Raw genomic sequence first — 22,241 nt, 5'->3', positions numbered from 1 at the left:
AAACAAAGCCGGGCCTCGTGCCCGGCTTTTTTGTATCAAAATTCGAAGATTGAGCGGAATATGCCCGGCGCAATGACGGAGATTGGATTGACGATCACCTGCGGCTGCTTGGCACTGCCCGCAAGCTTGTAGGTAATTCCGATCAGGCCGCGATCACGGCCATTGCCGAGCAACGCACCGACGATGGGCAGTTCACCAAACAACCGGTTAACGCCATAGGCAGGCATGAATGTTCCGGTGATCGACATGTTGCCCTGCTTGTCATAAAGCGTTCCCTGGAAGGTCGTGCCGACAGTCGGCCCGCGCACTACGCCCTTGGACAGGTTTAGATAGCCATTGCCCTTTTCAATCAGCGAAAAGCCGCGCTCGATATCAACGCGCGAAACGTCGATATCGCGCTTTACAGCCTGACTGAGACTTGTTCCGCCGTTCGATGGCGAACTGGAAACGATTTTCGCAAGACGCGGTTCGTTGATGATCGCAAAGTTGCGCGCATCGATCTGGCCACGCAACGGGCCGTTGCCCTGTGCCGCGAGACCAACCGTGATCTTGCCGCCGCGCATCTTGTCATAGAAGTCGAAGAAACGAAGAACCGCCCCCGCATCATTAGACTGCAACGAAATGGAGCGCGCATCGCCCTGATCGTTGTTCGTGGCAACAAAGGATTCACCGGACGACGTAACGGCATTGACCGAAACGCCCGAAACTTTGCTGCCCGCGCTTTCATAGGAAACAGCGACATTGCGTAGCGTTTCACTGTTAAAGCCACTGACTTCATCAATCTGGGCACTCACCACCACACGGGGATTGTTGGATTTACCCCCGGCGGCGCCCTTCTCGCCAAAATCGGAGACCTGCTTGATGAGCGCTCGTGCGTCGAACTGCGAACCACGCACATTGACCCGATAGCCGCCTCCGCTTTTGGTCGCCTTGACTGCAAGATTATCGTTTCGGTTCAGACGTATCTCGCTGAAATTCGCCGACTGGAAATCACCCTTTGCAATGGAAAGATCACCCTTCGCGCCAAAGGCGTCGCCTGAAAAGACAAGATTACTGATGTCCATCTTGCTCTTGTCGTCCGCGCTCTGGGCCAGGTCGAACGTCGCTTTTGCCGGAATGCCTGCGCCCTTGCGCCAGCCGAGCCAGGGGAGATCGATCTGTGTTTTGCCAAGATCGGCTGACACGTGGCGCTTGCCGCCATTCTCCATGCCGAGATCAACCGACATAGGACCGGAGAAGATGGAATTAAGACCCGGAAAAACCGCGTTGCGGGTTTTGTCGTCGATATCCAGCTTGACCTTCTGCTCGCGTTTGACCGGTCCGGAACGGTCTACAGGTTCGACCATACTGACCTTCGCAGGAACGCCATCCAGCTTCGCATCGGCAGTAATAATGGCGGCCGACTGATCCACCTTTATACTGCCTGTCGCATCGCTGACGGACGATCCCGCTATTGGCTTTGAAATGTCCAGACCGGTGAAGCCTATATCAGCGTTCCAGCGAAGCGTGCCGGGCGGTGGGTCCTTGGAAACGGCAAAACTCACCTTTACGCGCGATTTCACATCGCCCGTCACATCGCCGGGCAGAAACGGCACATTTTTCAGAACATCGATGGGCTTGTTTCCGGCAATTTCAGCAATAGCCGATGCCTCACCGGAGACACCCAGATCCAGTTCTGCAATCACGGGACGTTGCGGCCCCCAGGGGATTATCAGCGTACCGTCGGAAACGTCGACCTTACGATTATTTGGTGTGTAGGCTACGCCATCCAGAAGCTTGATGGTCGTATAGGCTCCACGGACCGATATTTCGCCATCGGCATCCCGCACAGGCGGCAGTTCACCAACGACGTCGAAGCGCGTATCGAAAACCTTGAAATCGGCCTTGATTTCATCACCCGTCAACGGTGGAGGAAGGCCCGGCCCGTTGAAGCGACCGCCCGCGAGCGAAATATCGATGCGGCTGTCCTTCAGGGTTCCGCCGAAAAGGTTCTTCAACACCCATTCGCGTGCACCATCGGCAACATCGATCGGCCATAGATGCTTGGCATCGGCAACCGGCATTTTGGGAATGCGCAGCATGAAGATCATTTCCGGCGAACCGGCGCCGAATCCCATGCTTCCTTGACCGAACAGTTCCCCGGTTTCCGTCTGAACATCAAGATTGGCAAACTGGATGCGTTGCTGATCCGCCAGGTAACGCCCGGCAATCCGCGTTGCGAAGGACAGTGGCGGATCAGTCGATTCCGCAGGCATACTTGTCGCCGATGTCGTCAGAACCTCGAATCGATATGTCGGTCCGCCAGTGTTGTTTTCGGTGTCCGGTTCCGGACCAAACGCACCGTTGAACTGTGCCTGCATTCCGCCAAGTTGCAGTCGCGACGACTTGATCTCGATTTTACGGCTTCCCACCGTGTGTTCGAGATTGAGACGAACGCCACCGCGCACGTCCTCCACTTTGCCGAGTTGCATATCTATGCCGTCAACGGCCAGTTCAGTCGCGATACGTTCGGGCTTATCACCATCGGCTGCCGATCCCATCAGCGACAAGCGGGCGGATGCTTCCAGCTCAAAATGGGCTGGATTGACACGATTGCCGTTTATGACCGGCGCAACTTCTGGCGGAGAGCCCAATGCAACAGGAATATCGCGGATATTCAGTTCAAAGCCGGCAAGACTGTTGTCACCTGCATGACGGTCGATCTTGCCATCCAGTGCAATTTTCTTGCCTATCCAGACGACGCTGCCGGTAATTCCGATCTTCCCGCCATTTTCGACGAGGCGGGCTTGTTCAATGTCCAGAACCTGCTGTTCATCGCCGACCTTGAAAGCAACGGTACTGTTGAAAATGCCTATGACATGCGTGTCCTGGGCGCGCAAAAGCTCCAGACTGCGACGCATGGCAGCGAAAAGCTCACCTGAAACCGCATCAAAATCGAGAATGCCATGTTCGTCGTAGGGCAGAGATTTCCAGAATCCCGGCCCCTTCGTTTCCGGCATTTCAAAGGAAACCCCATCCACTTCTAGCTGGGCTACGCGCACCTTGCCCGTCAAAAGGGGCAGTGGCGCCAGCCCCAGGCGCACGGATTTGATTCCGCTGATTTCGACGCCCTGCTTCGGATCGGCGATCGATACATCACGAGCTTCCAGCGCCACATGGCTATCCTGATCCAGCGACAGCGCCGCACTTCCGATGGAAGCGGAAGCACCTTCGCCGAGAATATGCGTCAGGCTTTTCTGTGCTTCATCACGCAGAAGATTGCTGTCGACACCGCTACGAAGAATGACGAAACCGGCACCAACGACAAGAACCAGAAGAATACAGATCGATAAAATCGCGTGGGAACAGCGCGATAGAATAGAACGGCTCGAACGCGCCGGGCCGGGCAAAAAGCCGTCCTCGCCATCGGCGGCGAGACGCTCGATTCTTTTCATCTCCCGCTTGCTGAAGCGGATCTTCTGCGGTTTCTCTGTCAACAACCCAGCCAGAAAAAGAGTGTCATTCCATACGACCCTTTAGAACTTGCTTCATTAAGTGATCGTAATTACCTGTTTTATAATTACTTTCTACCTGTACCGTGCGCTTGAAGCGGCAGCCTTGCGCCTCTCAACCAGCATCACAATGATGCCAGCATCAATGGTTGCACAAGCCCTGCCTGAATGCGATAGCTCAGACTGTAACAGGTGGTTTCCATCCTAATCCATAAAAGAAAGGCGCAGATATGGCTCATCCCCAAGTTGGCGATCCGGCACCAGATTTCACTCTGCCGTCGGATGGCGGCGAAATCTCCCTTTCGTCCCTCAAGGGCAAGCCGGTTGTTGTCTATTTCTACCCCAAAGACGATACTTCCGGCTGCACCAAGGAAGCGATTGCTTTCTCGCAATTGAAACCGGAGTTCGACAAGATCGGCACTCGCGTCATCGGTCTTTCCCCCGATAGTGCGACGAAGCATGCGAAATTCCGTAAGAAACATGACCTGACTGTCGATCTCGCAGCCGACGAAGATCACGTGGCGCTCGAAGCCTATGGCGTGTGGGTCGAGAAGAGCATGTATGGCCGCAAATATATGGGCGTGGAACGCACGACATTCCTGATCGATGCAGAAGGACGCATCGCTCGTGTCTGGAACAAGGTCAAAGTCGATGGCCACGCTGAGGCAGTTCTGGAAGCTGCCCGCGCTCTTTGAACGATGTCAAACAAGCCTTCATACGAGCAAACGCTGCGCGGCAATGCCATCCGCGCCATATCCGCCAGCGATCTCGACGAAAAGGTCAGGCTGACGCGAGAAACCGCTGCTCGCTGGTTCGGTCGCACGCTGTCGGTTCGCAGCCCCCTCGATCCGCCTTTGCCCGAGCGTCCCGGACGCCCCGAAAAGCCGGAGCTCTTACCTCCTCGTATGTTGAAAAAGCGGTCGCTCCACACGGAACACGGGCGCATCGCGCTGATGCACGCGCTCGCCCACATTGAACTGAACGCCATCGATCTTGCACTCGACATCGTTGCCCGTTTTGCATCCAAACAGATACCGCGCAGTTTTTTCGATGGTTGGATGAAAGTTGCCGACGACGAAGCGCGGCATTTCACGCTGCTGCGTGATCGCCTCAAGTCGCTTGGCGCAGACTATGGCGACATGCCTGCCCATGACGGGCTTTGGCAATCGGCGCACCAGACCCGCAACGATCTGGAAGCTCGTCTCGCTGTCGTGCCGCTCATACTCGAGGCCCGTGGGCTGGATGTCACGCCCTCACTACTCGAAAAGATGATCGAGACCGGCGACCGTGAGACCGCAGCAATTCTTGGCGTCATCTACAATGACGAGAAAACCCACGTCGCTGTTGGCGCTAAATGGTTTCGCTTCTTCTGCGCCCGAAACAAAATCGATCCGGCAGCGAGATTTCGCGAACTGGTTCGCGCCAACTTCCGTGGCGAGCTCAAACCACCCTTCAATGAGCTGGCGCGCGCCGAGGCTGGACTGACGCCGTCCTTCTACCGCTCTTTGTCGCCGGTCTCCATCTAGCCGTTTCAAAACTCTTCGGTAAAAACAAACCTCATCGCATGGCCCGCGCAAGCCTCGAATGTAAAGGTCTGTTAACCCTAATAAGTTGTAATCAAGTAAGGGAATCGAGAAGGGGCATGCGGCTGGCATGACTGGGAATCAGGCGAAAACATCGACGAAAAAGGTGTTCGGAGAGCGCAAGGAACCACCCGTCCTGATTATTGCGCGTGGCGAAAAGATCAGCCATTTCACATTTCGTCCATGGATGGCCGCTCTTGGAGGCGCTGCATTTCTGGCGCTTTCGGTGGGTTATCTCGGAGCAACAGCCTATCTGGTGCTTCGCGACGACCTGATGAGCGCCGGTATCGCACGTCATGCCCGCAACCAGCAGCTTTACGAAGATCGCATTTCAGCTCTTCGCACCGAGGTTGACCGCATTACCAGCCGGCAGATGCTCGATCAGCAGGTGATGGAGAACAAGGTTGCCGAACTGATGCAACGCCAGCAAACGTTGAGTGCACGTGACGGGAAACTTGCACCCCTGCTGGAACGAGCTTCGCAATTGCAGCCGATGCCGGAAATGCCGACGGAAAAAGCACCCGATCTTGAGCAGCATAGCCAGCTTATCCCCGATGAAGCGCTGGCTGGACGCGAATTTCCGGGTGTCGATCCAATCATCACTGGGCCTGTTCCTGGAAAATCTCCTACTGGAAAGCCTGACCGCCGCGCCGACGCTGGTTCCATCGGATTGCGTCTTTCGGGAGGACTTTCGGGTGAATCGACACTTGAGACTTCCGACAAGATATTGGCCACTATCACACAGAACCTTCATCGCATCGAAAGCGAGCAGAATGGCAAGGTCCGCGTTCTGGCTGACGCCGCTTATGAAAAGGCCGACAGCATTCTCGACACTTTGAACGCCGCCGGGCTGCGTATCGAAACGCCTGCCAATGCGGCTGTGGCCATGGGTGGGCCGCTTATCCCGGTTTCGTCGCCCGGTATGGTCATCAATGATTTCGACATGCAATTGCGCAACCTCGACAGCGCGCTTGATCGGCTTGATCAGGTGCGCAAGCGGGTGAGCGCACTGCCCCTGGCCAACCCGGCTCCGGGCAAGCCCGTAACGAGCCTGTTCGGCGTGCGCCGCGATCCATTTCTAGGTACGGCTGCCTTTCACTCCGGTATCGACTTTCGCGCCGCTTACGGCCAGACGGTGAAGTCCACCGCAGCGGGTAAGGTCGTGAAGGCTGGTCGTTTCGGCGGATATGGCAACATGGTCGAAATCGATCATGGTAATGGATTTTCGACCCGTTTCGCCCATCTGAGCAGCGTTCTGGTACGCGACGGTCAACAGGTTGCCGCCGGAGCCATTGTCGGGGAGGCCGGAAGTTCGGGACGCTCGACCGGCAGTCACCTCCACTATGAAGTCCGAGAAAACGGTCGGGCGATCAACCCCGTCAATTTCCTCAAGGCAGGCAAACAGATAGAGCCATTGCTCTAATATCCTGAAACGAAAAAACCCGGCCTCCGGCCGGGTTTCGCTTTCTGTACGCATGTTTGCGAATAATCAGTCGATATCGTCGATCATTTCACCGCCACCCTGAATACGGTGGGCCAGTGCGGCTTCCATGAATGGCGTAACGGAGCCATCCAGCACTTCCTGCGGGTTGGTGCTTTCAACGCCAGTGCGCAGATCCTTGACGAGCTGATAAGGCTGCAGGACGTAGGAACGAATCTGGTGCCCCCAACCGATCTCGGTCTTGGTGGCGTTCGCCGCGTCCGTCGCTGCTTCGCGCTTTTTCAGTTCCTCTTCATAGAGGCGAGCGCGCAGCATCGACCATGCCTTTTCGCGGTTCTTGTGCTGCGAGCGTTCCGCCTGACACTGCACCACGATCCCGGTCGCAATATGCGTGATACGCACTGCCGAGTCGGTGGTGTTGACGTGCTGGCCACCGGCACCTGAAGCGCGGTAGGTATCGATGCGAACATCCGCTTCAGTAACCTGCACATCAATATTGTCATCGATGACAGGATAGACCCATATGCTGGCAAAGGACGTGTGGCGACGGGCGTTGGAATCATAGGGCGAAATTCGCACCAGACGATGGACGCCCGATTCGGTCTTCATCATGCCGTACGAGTTGTGCCCCTTGACGAGAATGGTCGCGGACTTGATGCCCGCTTCTTCGCCTTCATGCACTTCCATCACTTCAACCTTGCGGCCGTTGCGTTCGGCCCAGCGCGTATACATGCGCAAGAGCATCGACGCCCAGTCCTGGCTTTCCGTACCACCGGCACCAGCATGCACTTCGACATAGGTGTCGTTCGCATCGGCTTCGCCCGACAGGAGCATATCGATCTGGCGACGGTCGATCTCTTCCTTCAGTTCGCGGATAGTTTTTTCCGCGTCCTGAATGATCGACTTGTCGTCTTCTTCTTCGCCCATGGCGATAAGTTCGATACTGTCGTTCAGCGTCTGTGTCAGATGGTTGATGCCATTGATACTGTCTTCCAGCTGCTGGCGCTCGCGCATCAGCTTCTGGGCTTCCTGGGCATCATTCCAAAGCGTAGGATCTTCGGCTCTCTGGTTGAGATAGCCGAGACGTTTTATCGCCTGATCCCAGTCAAAGATGCCTCCTCAGCAGGCTTATGGCCTGCTGGATTTCGTCAACCAGCGTCTCGATTTCCGCGCGCATGGGCAAATCGTTCCTTCAATATCATTCTGTTTATTTGAGAAGCTGAGCCCGTCGTTGAGAAGCTCAGACTTTCAGGCATGGACAGACAGTCCAAGCGCCGCGGACCATAGTGAGCACGCGGCGCGGTGTAAAGGGCAAAGCCCTGCTTTCCTGGTCAGTAAAGTCCGCCGGAACCCGAGTTGATCGCACGTGTTGCCTGCGGCGACTGCGGCGCAACCGGAGACCCCTCGCGGAAGGAATCCATGCCGATAACCGAATAGCTGTCCGATGGACCCGTACCCGGCTTGAAAGCTTCCATGATGACGTTCGGATCGCCGGGATTTGCACGCATGCCGGTCTTGCGGTTGATCGCGATGACCGTCATGCCTTCCGGTACGCGGAAATCCACTTTCGGCGTGCCAACCAGAGCCTGTTCCATGAAGGACTTGAACACAGGCGCTGCCAGACCACCACCGGTATTACCGCGACCGAGCGGCGTCGGCGTATCGTAGCCCATGAAGACACCAACCACGAGATCGGGGGTAAAGCCGACGAACCAGGCGTCCTTCTCATCGTTGGTCGTACCGGTCTTGCCGGCCATCGGACGGTCGAGGCTCTTCAAAATCTGCGCTGTACCGCGCTGAACGACGCCTTCCATCATCGAAGTGATCTGGTAGGCGGTCATAGGATCGAGCACCTGATCGCGATTGTCGATCAGCGTCGGCTCATCCTGATTTGCCCAATCCTGCGCATTGCAGCCCTCACACTGGCGGGCATCGTGCTTGAACACGGTCTTGCCGTAGCGATCCTGAATGCGGTCGATCATCGACGGGGTTATGCTCTGGCCGCCATTCGCCATGATGGAATAGGCTGTCACCATACGCAGGACAGTGGTTTCGCCAGCGCCGAGCGCCATTGAAAGAACCGGCAGCATCTTGTCGTAGATACCGAAGCGTTCGGCATATTCAGCCACCAGCTTCATGCCCATGTCCTGCGCGAGACGCACAGTCATAACGTTACGCGATTGTTCGATACCGTAGCGCAGCGTAGAAGGTCCGGAGAACTTGCCTGAATAATTCTTCGGTGCCCAAACGCCCAACGTGCCGCCCTGATTAACTTCCAGCGGACCATCAAGGACCACGGAAGCAGGCGTATAGCCATTATCGAGAGCCGCAGCATAGACGAACGGCTTGAACGACGAGCCGGGCTGACGATAGGCCTGCGTTGCGCGGTTGAATTCCGATTCCGCATAGGAGAAACCGCCAACCATGGCCAGAACACGACCTGTATGCGGATCCATGGCAACCAGTGCGCCTTCGAGCTTTGGCGGCTGCTGCAGACGGAAACGGGATTCGCCCGCCTTGGAGACGTAAACAATATCGCCAGCTTTCAGCACACCTTCCGGCGATTTCGCACTGGTACGCTTGCCGCCGATATTTACGACGCGCATCGCCCACTTCATATCGTCCGCAGCGATGAATGCGCGCTTGCGCTCCTTGCTGCGCGAGCCTGATGCCTCAAGCGACGGCTGCAGACCGATATCTGCGCCAGCGGCGGACACATTAAGCACGATGGCGAGCTGCCATTCCGGCACGTCCGCGTAGGACTGCATGTCACCGAATGCCGTACCCCAATCATTGCCGAGCTCGACATTCTTCATCGGGCCACGCCAGCCACGCGCCTCATCATAACGGAGCAGCGCCGCCTGCAAGGACTTGCGAGCTTCAACCTGCAAAGTCGGATTCAGCGTAGTACGGACTGAAAGGCCGCCTTCGTAAAGCGCATCGACGCCGTATTTCTGGATGATCTGGCGGCGTACTTCCTCGGTGAAATATTCAGATGCAAACACATAATGGGCGTCTGAACGTTCCTTCACACCGAGCGGTTGCTTCTTGGCTTCCGTCGCTTCTTCAGCAGTGATGTAGCCGTTTTCGTTCATCCGGTCGATCACCCAGTTGCGGCGCTCGATGGCGCGCTCTGGCTGACGGAATGGATGATAGTTGTTCGGGCCTTTTGGCAAAGCCGCAAGATATGCGCTTTCCGCGATGGAGAGTTCGCCAACCGATTTGTCGAAATAGGTCAGCGCCGCGCTGGCGATACCGTATGACCCCAGACCGAAAAAGATTTCGTTGAGATAAAGCTCGAGAATACGGTCCTTTGAATAGGCCTGCTCGATGCGCATCGCCAGAATAGCTTCCTTGATCTTGCGATCATAGGTCTGCATCGACGTCAGGAGGAAGTTCTTAGCGACCTGCTGCGTGATGGTGGATGCGCCAACAGGACGGCGACCGGAGCCCATATTCTTGACGTTCGTCAACATGGCGCGGGCGAGACCCGCAAAATCAAGACCATGATGTTCGTAGAAGGTCTTGTCTTCGGCAGAAACGAACGCCGCTTTCACGCGGTTGGGCACAGCCTGTATCGGCAGATACATGCGGCGTTCCCGCGCAAATTCCGCCATAAGACTACCATCCGAAGCGTGAACGCGCGTCATTACGGGCGGCTCGTATTTTGCGAGCACCTCGTAATCTGGCAAATCCTTCGTGAGACTTCCGACGTAAAGGGCGACGCCACCTGCCACGAGGAGCATCAGCACCGTTCCGATCCCGAAGAAATATCCGATAAGCCTTACCATAAATGCGGAATCCTGCCTTCAGATTATTCATATGATAAGGGTCAAAGCACAAACAGCCAACCCTTTAACCCAATTATGCCATATGGCAACCACTGGCTTAGTGACCAGCAAATGAGTCAAAGGCAAGATGGTTTACGTGTTTTTACCAATTTAACACGGTCACTTTTGTCCGCACGATGAAAATCCGCAAAACTGTTGCATGCATGCATCTTATAAGCTGGAGCGAATTTAAGGAGAATCTCCTTATTTCATTCCCCTACCCTTTGCTCATGCTTGCAGGATGTTTCAGCGTTTCGAATGCCTTGATTGCAATCGCCATGCGGTCCGCCAGTTTTTTGCGCCATTCAGGATTGCTGATCAGTTTTTCATCCTCGGCGTTGGACAGATAACCGATTTCGATCAGAACGGAGGGTACATCCGGCGCGCGCAGCACCTGAAAACCAGCAAAGCGATGCGGGTTATTGATGAGATTCACCTGCCCTTGCAGGGAATGAATCACCTTTTCAGCGAAGCTGAGCGAGAACGTATGCGTTTCGCGTCTCGTCAGATCGAGAAGAATGTCGGTGACCTCAGGCTGCTCCTCTGGTGCCGCGCCTGCCAGGGTGTCAGACTTGTTTTCGCGCTCGGCCATGGCACGGGCGACAGAGTCTGACGCCTTGTCGGAGATGGTATAAACCGTCGCGCCACGAATATCATGCTGGTTGATCGTATCGGCATGGATGGAGATGAACAGGTCCGCCTCATGCTGGCGGGCGATCCGCACGCGTTCTGAAAGACGCAGGTAAGTGTCGTCGTCGCGGGTCATCAGTACTTTGATGTTCTTGTCCTGCGCCAGACGATCCCGCAGCTCCTGTCCGAAAGCCAGTGTCAGGTCTTTTTCCTTGATACCGCTCAGGCTTTCCGCACCGCTGTCAATGCCGCCGTGACCGGGATCGATCATGACTGTGAACGAACGGGCCGCCTCATTCTGTGTAGATGCTTGAACAGGTTTTTCACTGCGATCCGTGGAACTTGTTATTTCCGCGTGGCCCTTCAGTAGGTCTGCAAACTCCCGATCCGAAGTCGCAACAATATCAGCCACAAGGCGATAGCCCGAGGCGCTTTCATTTTTCAGGACACGCAGATCCTCGACCTTGAACGGGCCGCTTAGTGTCAGGATGAGGCGCGAGCGCCCCTTACCCACCAGTCCGTAACGAACCCGCGATACCAGTCCCCGAGCTTCCAGACTCTTCTCATCAAAACCAAATCGTGTTTCAGGCAGGTCGACGACAAGGCGATGCGGATTATCGAGAAGCAAGGTCGATAGCTTTGGTTCGCGATCAAACATCACAACGATGCGCGTTCGCAGATCGTCACCGGCCATCCGGAATGTCAGCGCTGATAATGGAGATGTCACGCGATCGGCAGCGGAAACGGATACAACCTGCAACAGCAAAACCGACAAGAGAGCAAACAATGCCAGAAGGCATCGCAAACTCGACAATCGTGTCATAGCGTTTTCAGCGCTTCGAAAATGCATCGGCTGCCACAATCAAGAATCTCATTGAATGACCGGTATCAAAAACCGCGATACCGGCACGCTCGCCCCTGCACCATCTCGCCCGAATACCCATTAAAACACTCGTACAGAACTATAATTAATGAAGGATTTCCAGCCGTATTTCGACCTTGAACAGGGCCTATACTCAGCTTTCGGCAAAATTGCGATGCGAATGTCAAATGATATTCGCACTTGTCATCGTTCAAACGACGCCATAAAAGCTATGAAAGGTTTTGGGTGAACTATCAGAATCGTTTGCCGGTTCTCAAAATGAACCGCAAGGAATGATAGTGAAAACAGCGGCATATTCATTCGCCGCCCCCGATAACCGGCACAGAATTCAGCGGAGATGTGGCTCCCCCGCCCTCCGTTTCTATCGGCCGACTGCGCATCATTACGCGCTGTCGCCAACGCTCGAAAAGAGCAATGAGGTCGGCCCGGCTTTTTCGGGTCATATATGAGGTCGTTTCGTTCGGAACAGCTATGGGTCAAGCAAGACTGACCACTGCAAGCCTGAAGACCGTGATCGCCACGAGGCCGTCGCGCGCGGAGGCAGCAGCTTTTATTCCGACGAACCCAGAACCATCCGGCAGATGCAACGCAGTGAGCACGACAGCCCTCAGGGTTTCGTCCGGCGCACGCGTTTTGCGTCTTCGCGCCGGCAGGAAAGACAATAATGTCCAACAAAATGCTTATCGATGCCTCCCACCCGGAGGAGACCCGGGTTATCGTCACTCGGGGCAACAAGATTGAAGAATTCGACTTTGAGTCGGAACACAAGAAGCAGCTGAAAGGCAATATCTATCTCGCACGTGTCACCCGCGTCGAACCCTCGCTTCAGGCTGCGTTCGTGGAATATGGCGGCAATCGCCATGGCTTCCTCGCGTTCTCGGAAATCCATCCTGACTACTACCAGATCCCGGTAGCTGATCGTCTTGCGCTGCTCGAAGCGGAAGCCAAAGCCGCACGCGCGGAAGACGATGAAGACGAACCACGCGCCAAGAGCGAGCGCAGCGACCGGAACGATCGCTCGCGCCGCAACCGTCGTCGCGGTCGTCGTGACGGCCAGAATGGCGACGCGCAGGCCAATGCAGCCGACAAGGGATTGCCAGCGGCTGAGCCCGTCGGCCCGGCTTTTGAGAATTACGTGCCAGGCACACCGGCCATCGCCCTTTCTCAGAAAAGCGATGTGATCTCCGAAGCCATCGATAACGGCGACGAGGACGACATCGAACATGAAGAGGACATGGTTGAATCTGTTGGTTCGGAAGATGCACTTGAAGAGCTTCCGACGCCTGCCCGTACCAATCGTCGCCAGTACAATATTCAGGAAGTGATCAAGCGTCGCCAGATTCTTCTGGTGCAGGTGGTCAAGGAAGAGCGCGGCAACAAGGGCGCAGCTCTCACGACCTATCTTTCGCTTGCCGGACGCTATTCGGTACTGATGCCTAACACGGCACGGGGCGGCGGCATTTCGCGCAAGATCACCAATCCGCAGGACCGCAAGCGCCTCAAGGAAATCGTCAAGGAACTCGAAGTGCCGCAGGGCATGGGCGTGATCCTGCGTACGGCTGGCGCAAACCGCACCAAGGCGGAAGTCAAGCGCGACTATGAATATCTGATGCGTCTTTGGGAAAATGTACGCTCACTGACGCTGCAATCGACGGCGCCCGCCCTCGTCTATGAAGAAGGCAGCCTGATCAAGCGGTCGATCCGTGATCTTTATAACAAGGACATCTCGGAAATCCTCGTTTCCGGTGAAAACGGCTACCGTGAGGCCAAAGACTTCATGCGCATGCTCATGCCGAGCCATGCGAAGGTCGTCCAACCTTACCGCGAACAGGTCCCGATCTTCACGCGCAACGGCGTGGAAGCACAGCTCGACCGCATGTTGCTGCCACAGGTCACGCTCAAATCAGGTGGCTACCTGATCATCAACCAGACGGAAGCGCTTGTTGCCATCGACGTCAACTCTGGCCGGTCAACGCGTGAACATTCGATTGAGGACACGGCGCTGCAGACCAATCTGGAGGCAGCAGAAGAAGTCGCACGCCAGCTTCGCCTGCGCGACCTCGCCGGTCTGATCGTCGTCGACTTCATCGACATGGAAGAAAAGCGCAACAATCGCGCTGTCGAAAAGAAGATGAAGGACTGCCTGAAGGATGATCGCGCGCGCATCCAGGTGGGCCGTATCTCGCATTTCGGTCTTCTGGAAATGTCACGCCAGCGTATCCGTGCATCCGTACTGGAAAGCACGATGCAGGTCTGCCCGCATTGCGGCGGCACCGGCCATATCCGCTCGGATTCCTCCATGGCGCTGCATATTATTCGCGGCATCGAGGACTATCTGCTGCGTCACTCCGGTTTCGACATTCATGTCCGCACACCGGCTGCCTCGGCGCTTTATGTTCTCAATCACAAGCGCCAGCTTCTTGCCGATCTGGAAGGGCGTTTTGGTGTAGCGATCAGCATCGACGCCGACGAGAGCGTCGGCCACCAGCATTTCGTCATCGACAAGGGCGCGCCGTCGACACGGCCGATTATCCAGCCTCCGGTTCAGCCGATGGCCTACATCGAGGACGACATCGAAGATCCGGAAATCCCGGTCGATGAGGACGAAGCCGAAGAAGAAACGACGGCAGACGTTCAGGCTCGCGAAGATCGTGGTGACGAAGGTGATCGCAAGCGCCGTCGCCGTCGTCGCCGTCGCGGTGGTCGTGATCGCGAGAACCCGGAACAGGCTGCAAAGACCGATTCCGTTTCGGAAGATGCCTCCGACGAAGATGATGACGCCGATGACGCGCAGGATTCATCGTCTAATGCTTCGCTGAGCGAAGAAGATCGCCGTAAGAAGCGTCGCCGCGGTCGCCGGGGTGGACGCAAGAACCGTCGTGACGACGAACCGCGTACACGCAAGGTTCCTGATCCGGAATTCGTCGGTTATACGCCGGTTCTGCCGGTCAAGGCCAAGGAAGCTGTTGTCGAAACAGTGGCAGCGGTGGAACAAACGGCTGACGTCGCTGAAGCTGTAGTTCCGGTTACCGAAGCAGCAGTCGAGGAAAAGCCCGCCAAACCCGCCCGTAAGCCTCGCGCTCGCAAGTCTGCTAAGACTGAGGAAGCGGCTGAGGACGTCGTCGCTGCTGAAGCAGAGGAAAAGCCTGCCAAGCCTGCTCGCAAGACCCGTAGCCGCAAGAAGGCAGCCGAAGAAGCTCCTGCCGAGCCGGTAGTGGTCGCTGACGAACCTGAAGCGGAAACCGAGAAGCCGAAGCGGCGTACTCGCAGAGCTGCTGCGAAACCGGCGGTTGAAGTCGAAGAGACAGTTGCAGTCGAAGCAGAAGTGACGACAATTGCCGAGCCGCAGAAAAGCGCTGAGCCCGTTGTGACTTCGAGCGAGAGCGAAGACCAGAAGCCCAAGCGCGCTGGCTGGTGGCAGAAGAAGGGTTTCTTCTGAGACCCGTTTCATGATTGAAATGAAAAAACCGGCGGAAACGCCGGTTTTTCTTTATCTTTTAATACTGTAAATGGTTTGAAGGAGCCTGCTCAGGCTTTCTGCTGTGGCAACCAGCCTTCCAGGCGACGGACGGCTTCTTCCATTTCCTCAATCTTTCCAGCATAGGAAAAGCGCATCGTTCGATGCCCGTCCAGCGGGTCGAAATCCCGTCCCGGCGTTGCAGCAATATTGATTTCAGCAATCATCCGGCGGGCAAATTCCATGCTGTCGTTGGTAAAGCGCGAAACGTCACAATAGGCATAGAATGCACCGTCCATTGGTGCGGCCAGGCTGAGACCTATACGTGGAAGATGGTCCAGCAGGATGCGCCTGTTCTTGCGATAGCGATCCTTTACCCGCTCAAGTTCTGTCGTTGCATGGAAGGCTTCGATGGCAGCGCGCTGCGAAAGCTCCGGCGCAGAGATATAAAGGCTCTGGCTCAGTCGTTCGATTGCGCGGATATCGCTTTCAGGCAAAACCATCCAGCCAATACGCCAGCCGGTCATGCAGTAATATTTGGAAAATGAGTTGATGACCGTCACATCATTGGAAATCTCCAACGCTGTGACGTCGTCCGTCTCATAGGAAAGCCGGTGATAGATTTCGTCCGAGATGACCCGGATGCCCAGATCTCGGGCTGTTTCGATGATTGCCGTCAGTTCCAGCTTGTCGATGACCGCCCCGGTCGGATTGGCCGGACTTGCAAACAATACGCCTTTCAACGGCTTTTCAACATGTGCCGCTGCAAGCGCCTCGGCAGTCAATGACGCCGACGTTCCATTGCCCGTCGGTATTTCCACGACCTCGAGGCCTAGTGCCGTCAATATATTGCGATAGGCAGGATAGCCCGGGCGTGTAATAGCAACCCTGTCGCCCGGATCGAAATAGACCAAAAAGGCCAGATTGAAGGCAGCGGAGGAGCCGGTTGTGACCGCAATTCGTTCCGGCGAAACCGAAACACCGTAATGATCGGCATAATGCGCAGCAATCGCCTCTCTCAGTTCAATCAGTCCCAAAGCGTCGGTGTAACCGATGCGACCATCCTTCAAGGCACGTTCAGCAGCTTGTCGAACGACTTCCGGTGCCGGGTCGGCAGGCTGGCCTACCGCCATGGAAATGATTGGATGGCCGGCTGCGCGACGACGATTAGCCTCTGCCAGAACATCCATGGCATGGAAGGGCTCGACCGCGCTGCGGCTGGAAAGAGTGACCAACTTTACCTCCAGAAAATTGCGAGTTTCGCATTCTACATCCGCCGTATAATCGCCGGATTGGTAAAGCAACAGCACCTTTCGAGAAAATACGACCAAATTCCGAGATGGAGATTATCTCTCGCCTGCCTATCGATGATTGAATGCAAAGGCTATAAGATTCGTGCCGGTTTGAAGAAGGAAGAACAACACGATGGGGACGATGACTACACCATTCCCACCCAGAAGATTTTCTTTCCATAGTTTGGTTCGCCGTTCGGTTGCGGTGGCAGCCGCGATGTCCATAGCCGTTACCAGTGCCCTGCCCGCATTCGCGCAGTCGCGCGGCGGTGGTGTCCCCATCGTGCGCGACGCTGAGATCGAGGCACTCGTCGCCGACTACGCTGCGCCGATCCTCAAGGCTGCAGGTCTGGGTGGTCGCGGCGTTCGCGTTATTCTGGTCAATTCGCAAAGCTTCAACGCCTTTGTCGATGGACGGCGTATTTTCATCAATACAGGCGCGATCATGCAGGCGGAAACGCCCAATGAAATCATTGGCGTGATCGCACACGAATCGGGGCACCTTGCAGGTGGGCATCAGGAACGGTTGCGTGAGCAGTTGAGCCGTGCCCGCAACATGGCAATCATCGGTATGTTACTTGGTGTTGGTGCCGGTGTTGCAGGTGCCGCAAGCGGCAGCGGCAATGCAGCGGGCGCAGGCGCAGGCATCGCCATGGGCTCAAGCGAAGTTGCCATGCGCAGCGTGCTCAACTATCAGCGCACCGAAGAAATGACCGCCGATCGCCTGGCCGTGAACTATCTCAACGCCACCGGGCAGTCGACCAAGGGAATGCTCGATACATTTGAGCGCTTCGCATCAGCCTTGTCGCTTACCGGCACCCAGATCGACCAGTATCGTATCAGCCACCCTCTCCCGCGTGAACGAATTGCCAATCTGGAAGAACTTGCGAGAAAGAGCCCGTATTTCAACAAAGCCGATTCTCCGGCATTGCAGATGCGGCACGATATGGCGCGTGCCAAAATTGCCGCCTATTCGGGCAATATGGGCGCACTACAGCGCATGTTCCGCAGCAATCCCGGCGGGCTCCCTGCCCGTTATGGCAATGCCATCACAACATTCCTGAATGGTTCAGCCCGCGCTGCGCTGCCAAAGTTTGATGTACTTATCAAGGAACAGCCAAAGAACCCGTATTTCCAGGAAATGCGCGGTGAAGTCCTGCTGAAAGCCAATGATGCAGCAGGCGCAGCAAAGGCTTTCCAGAAGGCAGTTTCGCTCGATCCGCGCAAGTCACCGTTGCTGCGCATGAGCTATGGGCGCGCCCTTATGCTCACCGGTGCCAAGGCGAACATGCCGACGGCGATCAAGGAGATCAAGACAGGCATAGCCTCCGATCCGGAGTTTCCAGGAGGCTACGGTTATCTCGCGCAGGCTTATGGCCAGCAAGGTGACATGGCGCTCGCCGACCTCGCAACGGCCGATATGAACTACTATTCTGGCAAGCTTCAGCAGGCCCAGATATTCGCCATCCGTGCGCAAAAGCAGATGAAGCCCCGTTCACCCGAATGGCTTCGCGCGCAGGACATCATTAATGCCAAGAAAAGCAAGTAAGGCGGCATTTTGCGCCTGAAACCGGTATTCTAGACAGATTGGAATTTGGAATGAAGAATGCAGTTTCCATAACAGTTGCCAGCGGGGTTGTAGGCATCGCCGCTCTCGCATTGGGTTATTATGCAGGCACTGCCCGACAGGCTCCGGCCGCCGTGGACAGCCCTGCTGCTGTGGCCCCTGTGGCCCCTCCTGTGGCGATGAACCAGCAGGCCATTGAAAACGTCGTGCGCAATTATCTCATCCAGAATCCTGAACTGATGCTGGAAGTGCAAAGCGCACTTGAAACCAAGCAGGCGCATGCGGCGCAGGAACAGATCAAGCAGGTGCTGACGGCCAATCGCAGCACCCTTTATGATCCCAAGCATGATGCAGTCTTCGGTAATCCAGACGGCGATGTGACGGTCTATGAGTTCTTCGATTACAATTGCGGCTATTGCAAGCGGGCGCTGCCGGACATGGAAGCGATCCTGAAAACCGACAAGAACGTCCGGTTCGTCATGAAAGAATTCCCGATTCTCGGCCCGGATTCGGCCAAGGCGCATATTGTGGCACAGGCATTCAGAGCGCTGATGCCGGAAAAATACGCCGAATTCCATGAAGTGCTTCTGGGCGCGCAGGAGCGTGCAACGGAAGATTCCGCCATCGCCGATGCAGTGAAACTGGGAGCCGATGAAGCACAGCTACGCGACAAGATGAAGGATCCGGCCATCACCGGCGCATTCCAGCAGACCTATCAGCTGGCGCAACAGCTCAATATTACCGGAACGCCATCCTACATCATCGGTGATGAACTGGTTCCCGGCGCGATCGGTGTTGATGGGCTGGTCGAGAGAATCGCGGCAGCGCGCGCTGCAGCGAAAAATTAATCTGGTCGGCCATGGCTTGACTGGTCACTTTTGTGAAACAGTTTATGCCGTGGCATCCAATGTTTATGTTGCGAGAAGAGAAATTGCCGTATTGCCTGCTTATTTTGCAAAGAATAGCGGGAAAAACTGGTACGGCAAAACATCTGCAATGATTTAGAGGGTTTCGGCTTGCGTCCAAGCCCTCTATATGAAATGCGAAGTGTACCGAAATTTCGCGGTAACGCGTTATCAGTCGCGGACGGATATGGCAAAAACGGTTTTTGTTTTGAACGGCCCCAATCTCAACCTTCTCGGTAAACGAGAACCGGGGATATACGGTGTTGCAACGCTCGATAATATCGAGGCGGACTGCAAGCGTGAGGCTGAACAACTCGGACTTGATGTCGATTTCCGTCAGTCCAATTACGAAGGCGATCTGGTGACCTGGATTCAGGAGGCTGGCGATAAAAACGCCTATGTCCTCATCAATCCTGCCGCCTATAGTCACACTTCGGTTGCTATTCATGATGCAATCCGCTCGGCCAAGGTAACGGTCGTGGAAGTGCATCTTTCGAACATTCATGCGCGTGAGGCTTTCCGGCATCACTCCTATGTATCCGCAGTCGCCAAAGGCGTTATTTGCGGCTTTGGCGCGGAAGGATATCTGCTCGGTCTGCGCGCGCTTGCGGCAATTGCCAAAGAAGAAGAAAACAACGGGCAAAGCGTTAAAGGGGCCTGATATGTCCAGCAAAAATTCCGTCATCGACAAGGAAACGATCCGCGACCTGGCGGACATCCTCAACGAAACTGACCTTACCGACATCGAAGTGGAACACGGCGATCTGCGTATCCGCGTTTCGCGCAAGGTCACGGTTCAGGCCGCAGCGACAGTTATGCCTGCCGCAGCCCCTGTTGTTACTGCTGCTGCGCCAGTTGCTGCAGCCGCCGAACCAACCAAGGCTGATCTGTCGAAGAACGCCGTTCCGTCGCCGATGGTTGGCACCGCCTATCTCGCTCCGGCTCCGGGCGCCCGCAACTTCATCGAAGTTGGCGCACAGGTAAAGGAAGGTCAGACGCTTCTCATCATCGAAGCCATGAAGACCATGAACCAGATTCCAGCCCCGCGCGCTGGTACGGTCAAGGCCATCCTCATCGAAGACGCTCAGCCGGTTGAATTCGGTGAGCCGCTCGTCGTAATCGAATAAGACAGCAGATTACGGCTTATTCAATGAACGGGCAGCAAAGCGCAATGTTTCAAAAGATACTCATAGCCAATCGTGGCGAAATCGCTCTTCGCGTGCTCAGGGCTTGTAAGGAACTGGGCATCAAGACCGTCGCCGTTCACTCCACGGCAGACGCCGACGCGATGCATGTGCGTCTGGCAGACGAAAGCGTCTGCATTGGACCGCCGCCGTCGCGCGACAGCTATCTGAACATCCATCAGATCGTTGCTGCATGCGAGATCACTGGTGCCGACGCAATCCATCCGGGTTACGGCTTCCTGTCGGAGAACGCCAAGTTCGCGGAAATTCTTGAAGCGCACGGCATCACCTTCATCGGCCCCACCGCTTCGCATATCCGCATCATGGGCGACAAGATTGAAGCCAAACGCACTGCAAAGCGCCTTGGCATTCCAGTCGTTCCGGGCTCGGACGGCGGCGTGACGGATGACGTCGAAGCTGCACGCATCGCGAAGGAAATCGGTTATCCGGTCATCATCAAGGCTTCTGCCGGTGGTGGCGGACGCGGCATGAAGGTTGCCCGCACCGAGGACGATCTTTCGGTGGCACTTGCAACGGCTCGTACGGAAGCCGGTGCAGCCTTTGGTGACGATGCGGTCTATATCGAGAAATATCTCGAAAAGCCGCGCCATATCGAAGTTCAGGTCATGGGCGATGGCGCAGGCAATGCCATCCATCTGGGCGAACGCGACTGCTCGTTGCAGCGCCGCCACCAGAAGGTTTGGGAAGAAGCCAATTCACCGGCGCTCAACGCCGAAGCACGCGACAAGATCGGCATGGTTTGCGCCAACGCCTGTGCGGAATTGGGTTATCGCGGTGCGGGAACGATCGAGTTCCTGTATGAAGACGGCGAATTCTATTTCATCGAAATGAACACGCGCCTTCAGGTGGAACATCCGATTACGGAAGCCATCACGGGCATCGATCTCGTTCACGAGCAGATTCGCGTTGCAGCCGGTCTCGGCCTGTCGGTAAAGCAGAAGGATATCCGCTTCTCTGGCCATGCCATTGAATGCCGTATCAACGCTGAAGATCCGCTGACATTTGCGCCTTCGCCGGGGCTGATCACGCATTATCATACGCCGGGTGGCCTCGGCATCCGCGTGGATTCGGGCGTTTATTCCGGCTATCGCATTCCGCCTTACTATGACAGCCTTATCGGCAAGCTCATCGTGCATGGTCGCAATCGCGTCGAATGCATGATGCGTCTGCGCCGCGCGCTGGACGAGTTCGTGGTCGATGGCGTGAAAACCACTCTCCCGCTTTTCCAGGACCTGATTGCAAATCAGGATATTGCCAACGGCGATTACGACATTCATTGGCTGGAAAAATATCTGGCCAAGAAAACCAAGGGCGAAAGCGCCTGACGAAAATGACCGCAGGAGTGTCCCCGGACGACTATTCAATCGAACCGGAGTTGCTCCTGCGGGCCTATGCCACGGGAATATTTCCCATGGCTGAAGAAGCCGACGATCCCGAAGTCTTCTGGGTTCGTCCCGAGAGGCGCGGTGTCATACCCCTCGATGGCTTCCACCTACCGAAAAGCCTCCAGAAAACCATTCGCCAGGGCATTTTTGATATAAGGCTCGACAGCGATTTTGATGGCGTGATCGAAGGTTGTGCCAGCGGAACCGGCGAACGCGCGCGTACATGGATCAACGGTCCAATCCGCGAAGCCTATAAGGAATTGTTCGAGATCGGACATTGCCACACGGTCGAAGCCTGGCATGACGGACAGCTCGTCGGTGGGCTTTATGGCGTCACACTCGGACGCGCCTTCTTTGGTGAGAGCATGTTCACCCGCAAGCGAGATGCTTCAAAGGTCTGCCTCGCCTATCTGGTCCAGCATCTGGTCAGCCGAGGCTTCGTACTTCTCGACACGCAGTTCACCACGCCACATCTCGAAAGATTCGGCGCTGTGGAAGTTCCACGGAAAAAATATGAAAAACTGCTGGAAAACGCACTCGACGGAATCGCGCGTTTCTAACGCGCATCTTAT

The 22,241-nt window shown here is 55.9% G+C and carries 16 protein-coding genes; 10 read left to right on the top strand and 6 right to left on the bottom strand.

Translation table 11 applies throughout. From position 1 onward, the window contains the following. Nucleotides 1–35 precede the first annotated feature (35 nt). Nucleotides 36–3,434, bottom strand: a complete 3,399-nt coding sequence (locus tag F9K94_RS01910; RefSeq protein ID WP_151643324.1) for an AsmA family protein — start codon at nucleotides 3,432–3,434, stop codon at nucleotides 36–38. 287 nt (nucleotides 3,435–3,721) lie between these two features. Here F9K94_RS01910 and bcp point away from each other — a divergent pair, with 287 nt between their 5' ends. The 3 genes from bcp (at nucleotide 3,722) to F9K94_RS01895 (ending at nucleotide 6,497) form a co-directional block, all read left to right on the top strand. Beyond that, a complete protein-coding gene (bcp, locus tag F9K94_RS01905) occupies nucleotides 3,722–4,186 on the top strand; it encodes a thioredoxin-dependent thiol peroxidase (RefSeq protein ID WP_061346391.1) in 465 nt (154 codons plus the stop codon). A gap of 3 nt (nucleotides 4,187–4,189) precedes the next feature. After that, nucleotides 4,190–5,017 carry a ferritin-like domain-containing protein gene (locus F9K94_RS01900; RefSeq protein ID WP_151643322.1) on the top strand — a complete coding sequence of 276 codons (828 nt, stop codon included), beginning with the start codon at nucleotides 4,190–4,192 and terminating at the stop codon, nucleotides 5,015–5,017. A 127-nt stretch (nucleotides 5,018–5,144) separates the two neighbouring features. Continuing rightward, entirely contained in the window at nucleotides 5,145–6,497 is a 1,353-nt protein-coding gene (locus tag F9K94_RS01895; protein ID WP_151643320.1) for a M23 family metallopeptidase, read from the top strand. Nucleotides 6,498–6,563: 66 nt separating this feature from the next. Here the strand turns inward: F9K94_RS01895 and prfB are convergent. From prfB to F9K94_RS01875, 4 genes are all read right to left on the bottom strand, one after another. After that, nucleotides 6,564–7,692, bottom strand: a protein-coding gene (gene prfB / locus F9K94_RS01890) for a peptide chain release factor 2 (RefSeq protein ID WP_151643318.1) whose coding sequence is annotated in 2 segments (ribosomal slippage) — nucleotides 6,564–7,622 and nucleotides 7,624–7,692 — 1,128 coding nt in all. Because the reading frame shifts where the segments join, the coding sequence is not laid out codon by codon here. A gap of 154 nt (nucleotides 7,693–7,846) precedes the next feature. Beyond that, a complete protein-coding gene (locus F9K94_RS01885; protein WP_151643316.1) occupies nucleotides 7,847–10,306 on the bottom strand; it encodes a penicillin-binding protein 1A in 2,460 nt (819 codons plus the stop codon). A gap of 256 nt (nucleotides 10,307–10,562) precedes the next feature. Further along, nucleotides 10,563–11,825, bottom strand: coding sequence for an N-acetylmuramoyl-L-alanine amidase (locus tag F9K94_RS01880; RefSeq protein WP_407922019.1), 1,263 nt, complete (start codon nucleotides 11,823–11,825; stop codon nucleotides 10,563–10,565). A gap of 509 nt (nucleotides 11,826–12,334) precedes the next feature. Next, on the bottom strand, nucleotides 12,335–12,520 hold the full coding sequence (locus F9K94_RS01875; RefSeq protein WP_061346398.1) for a hypothetical protein: 186 nt from the start codon (nucleotides 12,518–12,520) through the stop codon (nucleotides 12,335–12,337). A 2-nt stretch (nucleotides 12,521–12,522) separates the two neighbouring features. Between F9K94_RS01875 and F9K94_RS01870 the strand changes: the two genes are divergently transcribed. After that, complete coding sequence (locus F9K94_RS01870) at nucleotides 12,523–15,297, top strand: Rne/Rng family ribonuclease (RefSeq protein WP_151557965.1); 2,775 nt, start codon at nucleotides 12,523–12,525, stop codon at nucleotides 15,295–15,297. An 89-nt stretch (nucleotides 15,298–15,386) separates the two neighbouring features. Here F9K94_RS01870 and F9K94_RS01865 read toward each other — a convergent pair whose 3' ends face one another. Next, entirely contained in the window at nucleotides 15,387–16,550 is a 1,164-nt protein-coding gene (locus F9K94_RS01865; RefSeq protein WP_151643312.1) for a pyridoxal phosphate-dependent aminotransferase, read from the bottom strand. 190 nt (nucleotides 16,551–16,740) lie between these two features. Between F9K94_RS01865 and F9K94_RS01855 the strand changes: the two genes are divergently transcribed. The 6 genes from F9K94_RS01855 (at nucleotide 16,741) to aat (ending at nucleotide 22,229) form a co-directional block, all read left to right on the top strand. Next, on the top strand, nucleotides 16,741–18,156 hold the full coding sequence (locus F9K94_RS01855; RefSeq protein ID WP_151643310.1) for a M48 family metalloprotease: 1,416 nt from the start codon (nucleotides 16,741–16,743) through the stop codon (nucleotides 18,154–18,156). A gap of 50 nt (nucleotides 18,157–18,206) precedes the next feature. Beyond that, on the top strand, nucleotides 18,207–19,022 hold the full coding sequence (locus F9K94_RS01850) for a DsbA family protein (RefSeq protein WP_151557973.1): 816 nt from the start codon (nucleotides 18,207–18,209) through the stop codon (nucleotides 19,020–19,022). 244 nt (nucleotides 19,023–19,266) lie between these two features. Then, complete coding sequence (gene aroQ, locus F9K94_RS01840) at nucleotides 19,267–19,740, top strand: type II 3-dehydroquinate dehydratase (RefSeq protein ID WP_151557977.1); 474 nt, start codon at nucleotides 19,267–19,269, stop codon at nucleotides 19,738–19,740. A gap of 1 nt (nucleotide 19,741) precedes the next feature. Beyond that, on the top strand, nucleotides 19,742–20,206 hold the full coding sequence (accB, locus tag F9K94_RS01835) for an acetyl-CoA carboxylase biotin carboxyl carrier protein (protein WP_061346402.1): 465 nt from the start codon (nucleotides 19,742–19,744) through the stop codon (nucleotides 20,204–20,206). Nucleotides 20,207–20,250: 44 nt separating this feature from the next. Continuing rightward, nucleotides 20,251–21,609 (top strand): acetyl-CoA carboxylase biotin carboxylase subunit, encoded by a 1,359-nt coding sequence (gene accC / locus F9K94_RS01830; protein ID WP_081104473.1) that lies wholly within the window; start codon nucleotides 20,251–20,253, stop codon nucleotides 21,607–21,609. Between the two features lie 5 nt (nucleotides 21,610–21,614). Beyond that, entirely contained in the window at nucleotides 21,615–22,229 is a 615-nt protein-coding gene (gene aat, locus F9K94_RS01825) for a leucyl/phenylalanyl-tRNA--protein transferase (RefSeq protein ID WP_176038505.1), read from the top strand. Nucleotides 22,230–22,241: the final 12 nt, after the last annotated feature.

Source organism: Brucella tritici (assembly GCF_008932285.1).
Lineage (GTDB): Bacteria > Pseudomonadota > Alphaproteobacteria > Rhizobiales > Rhizobiaceae > Brucella > Brucella tritici.
Note: the sequence above shows the minus strand (reverse complement) of the source record. Positions and strands in the feature narration are given on the sequence as shown.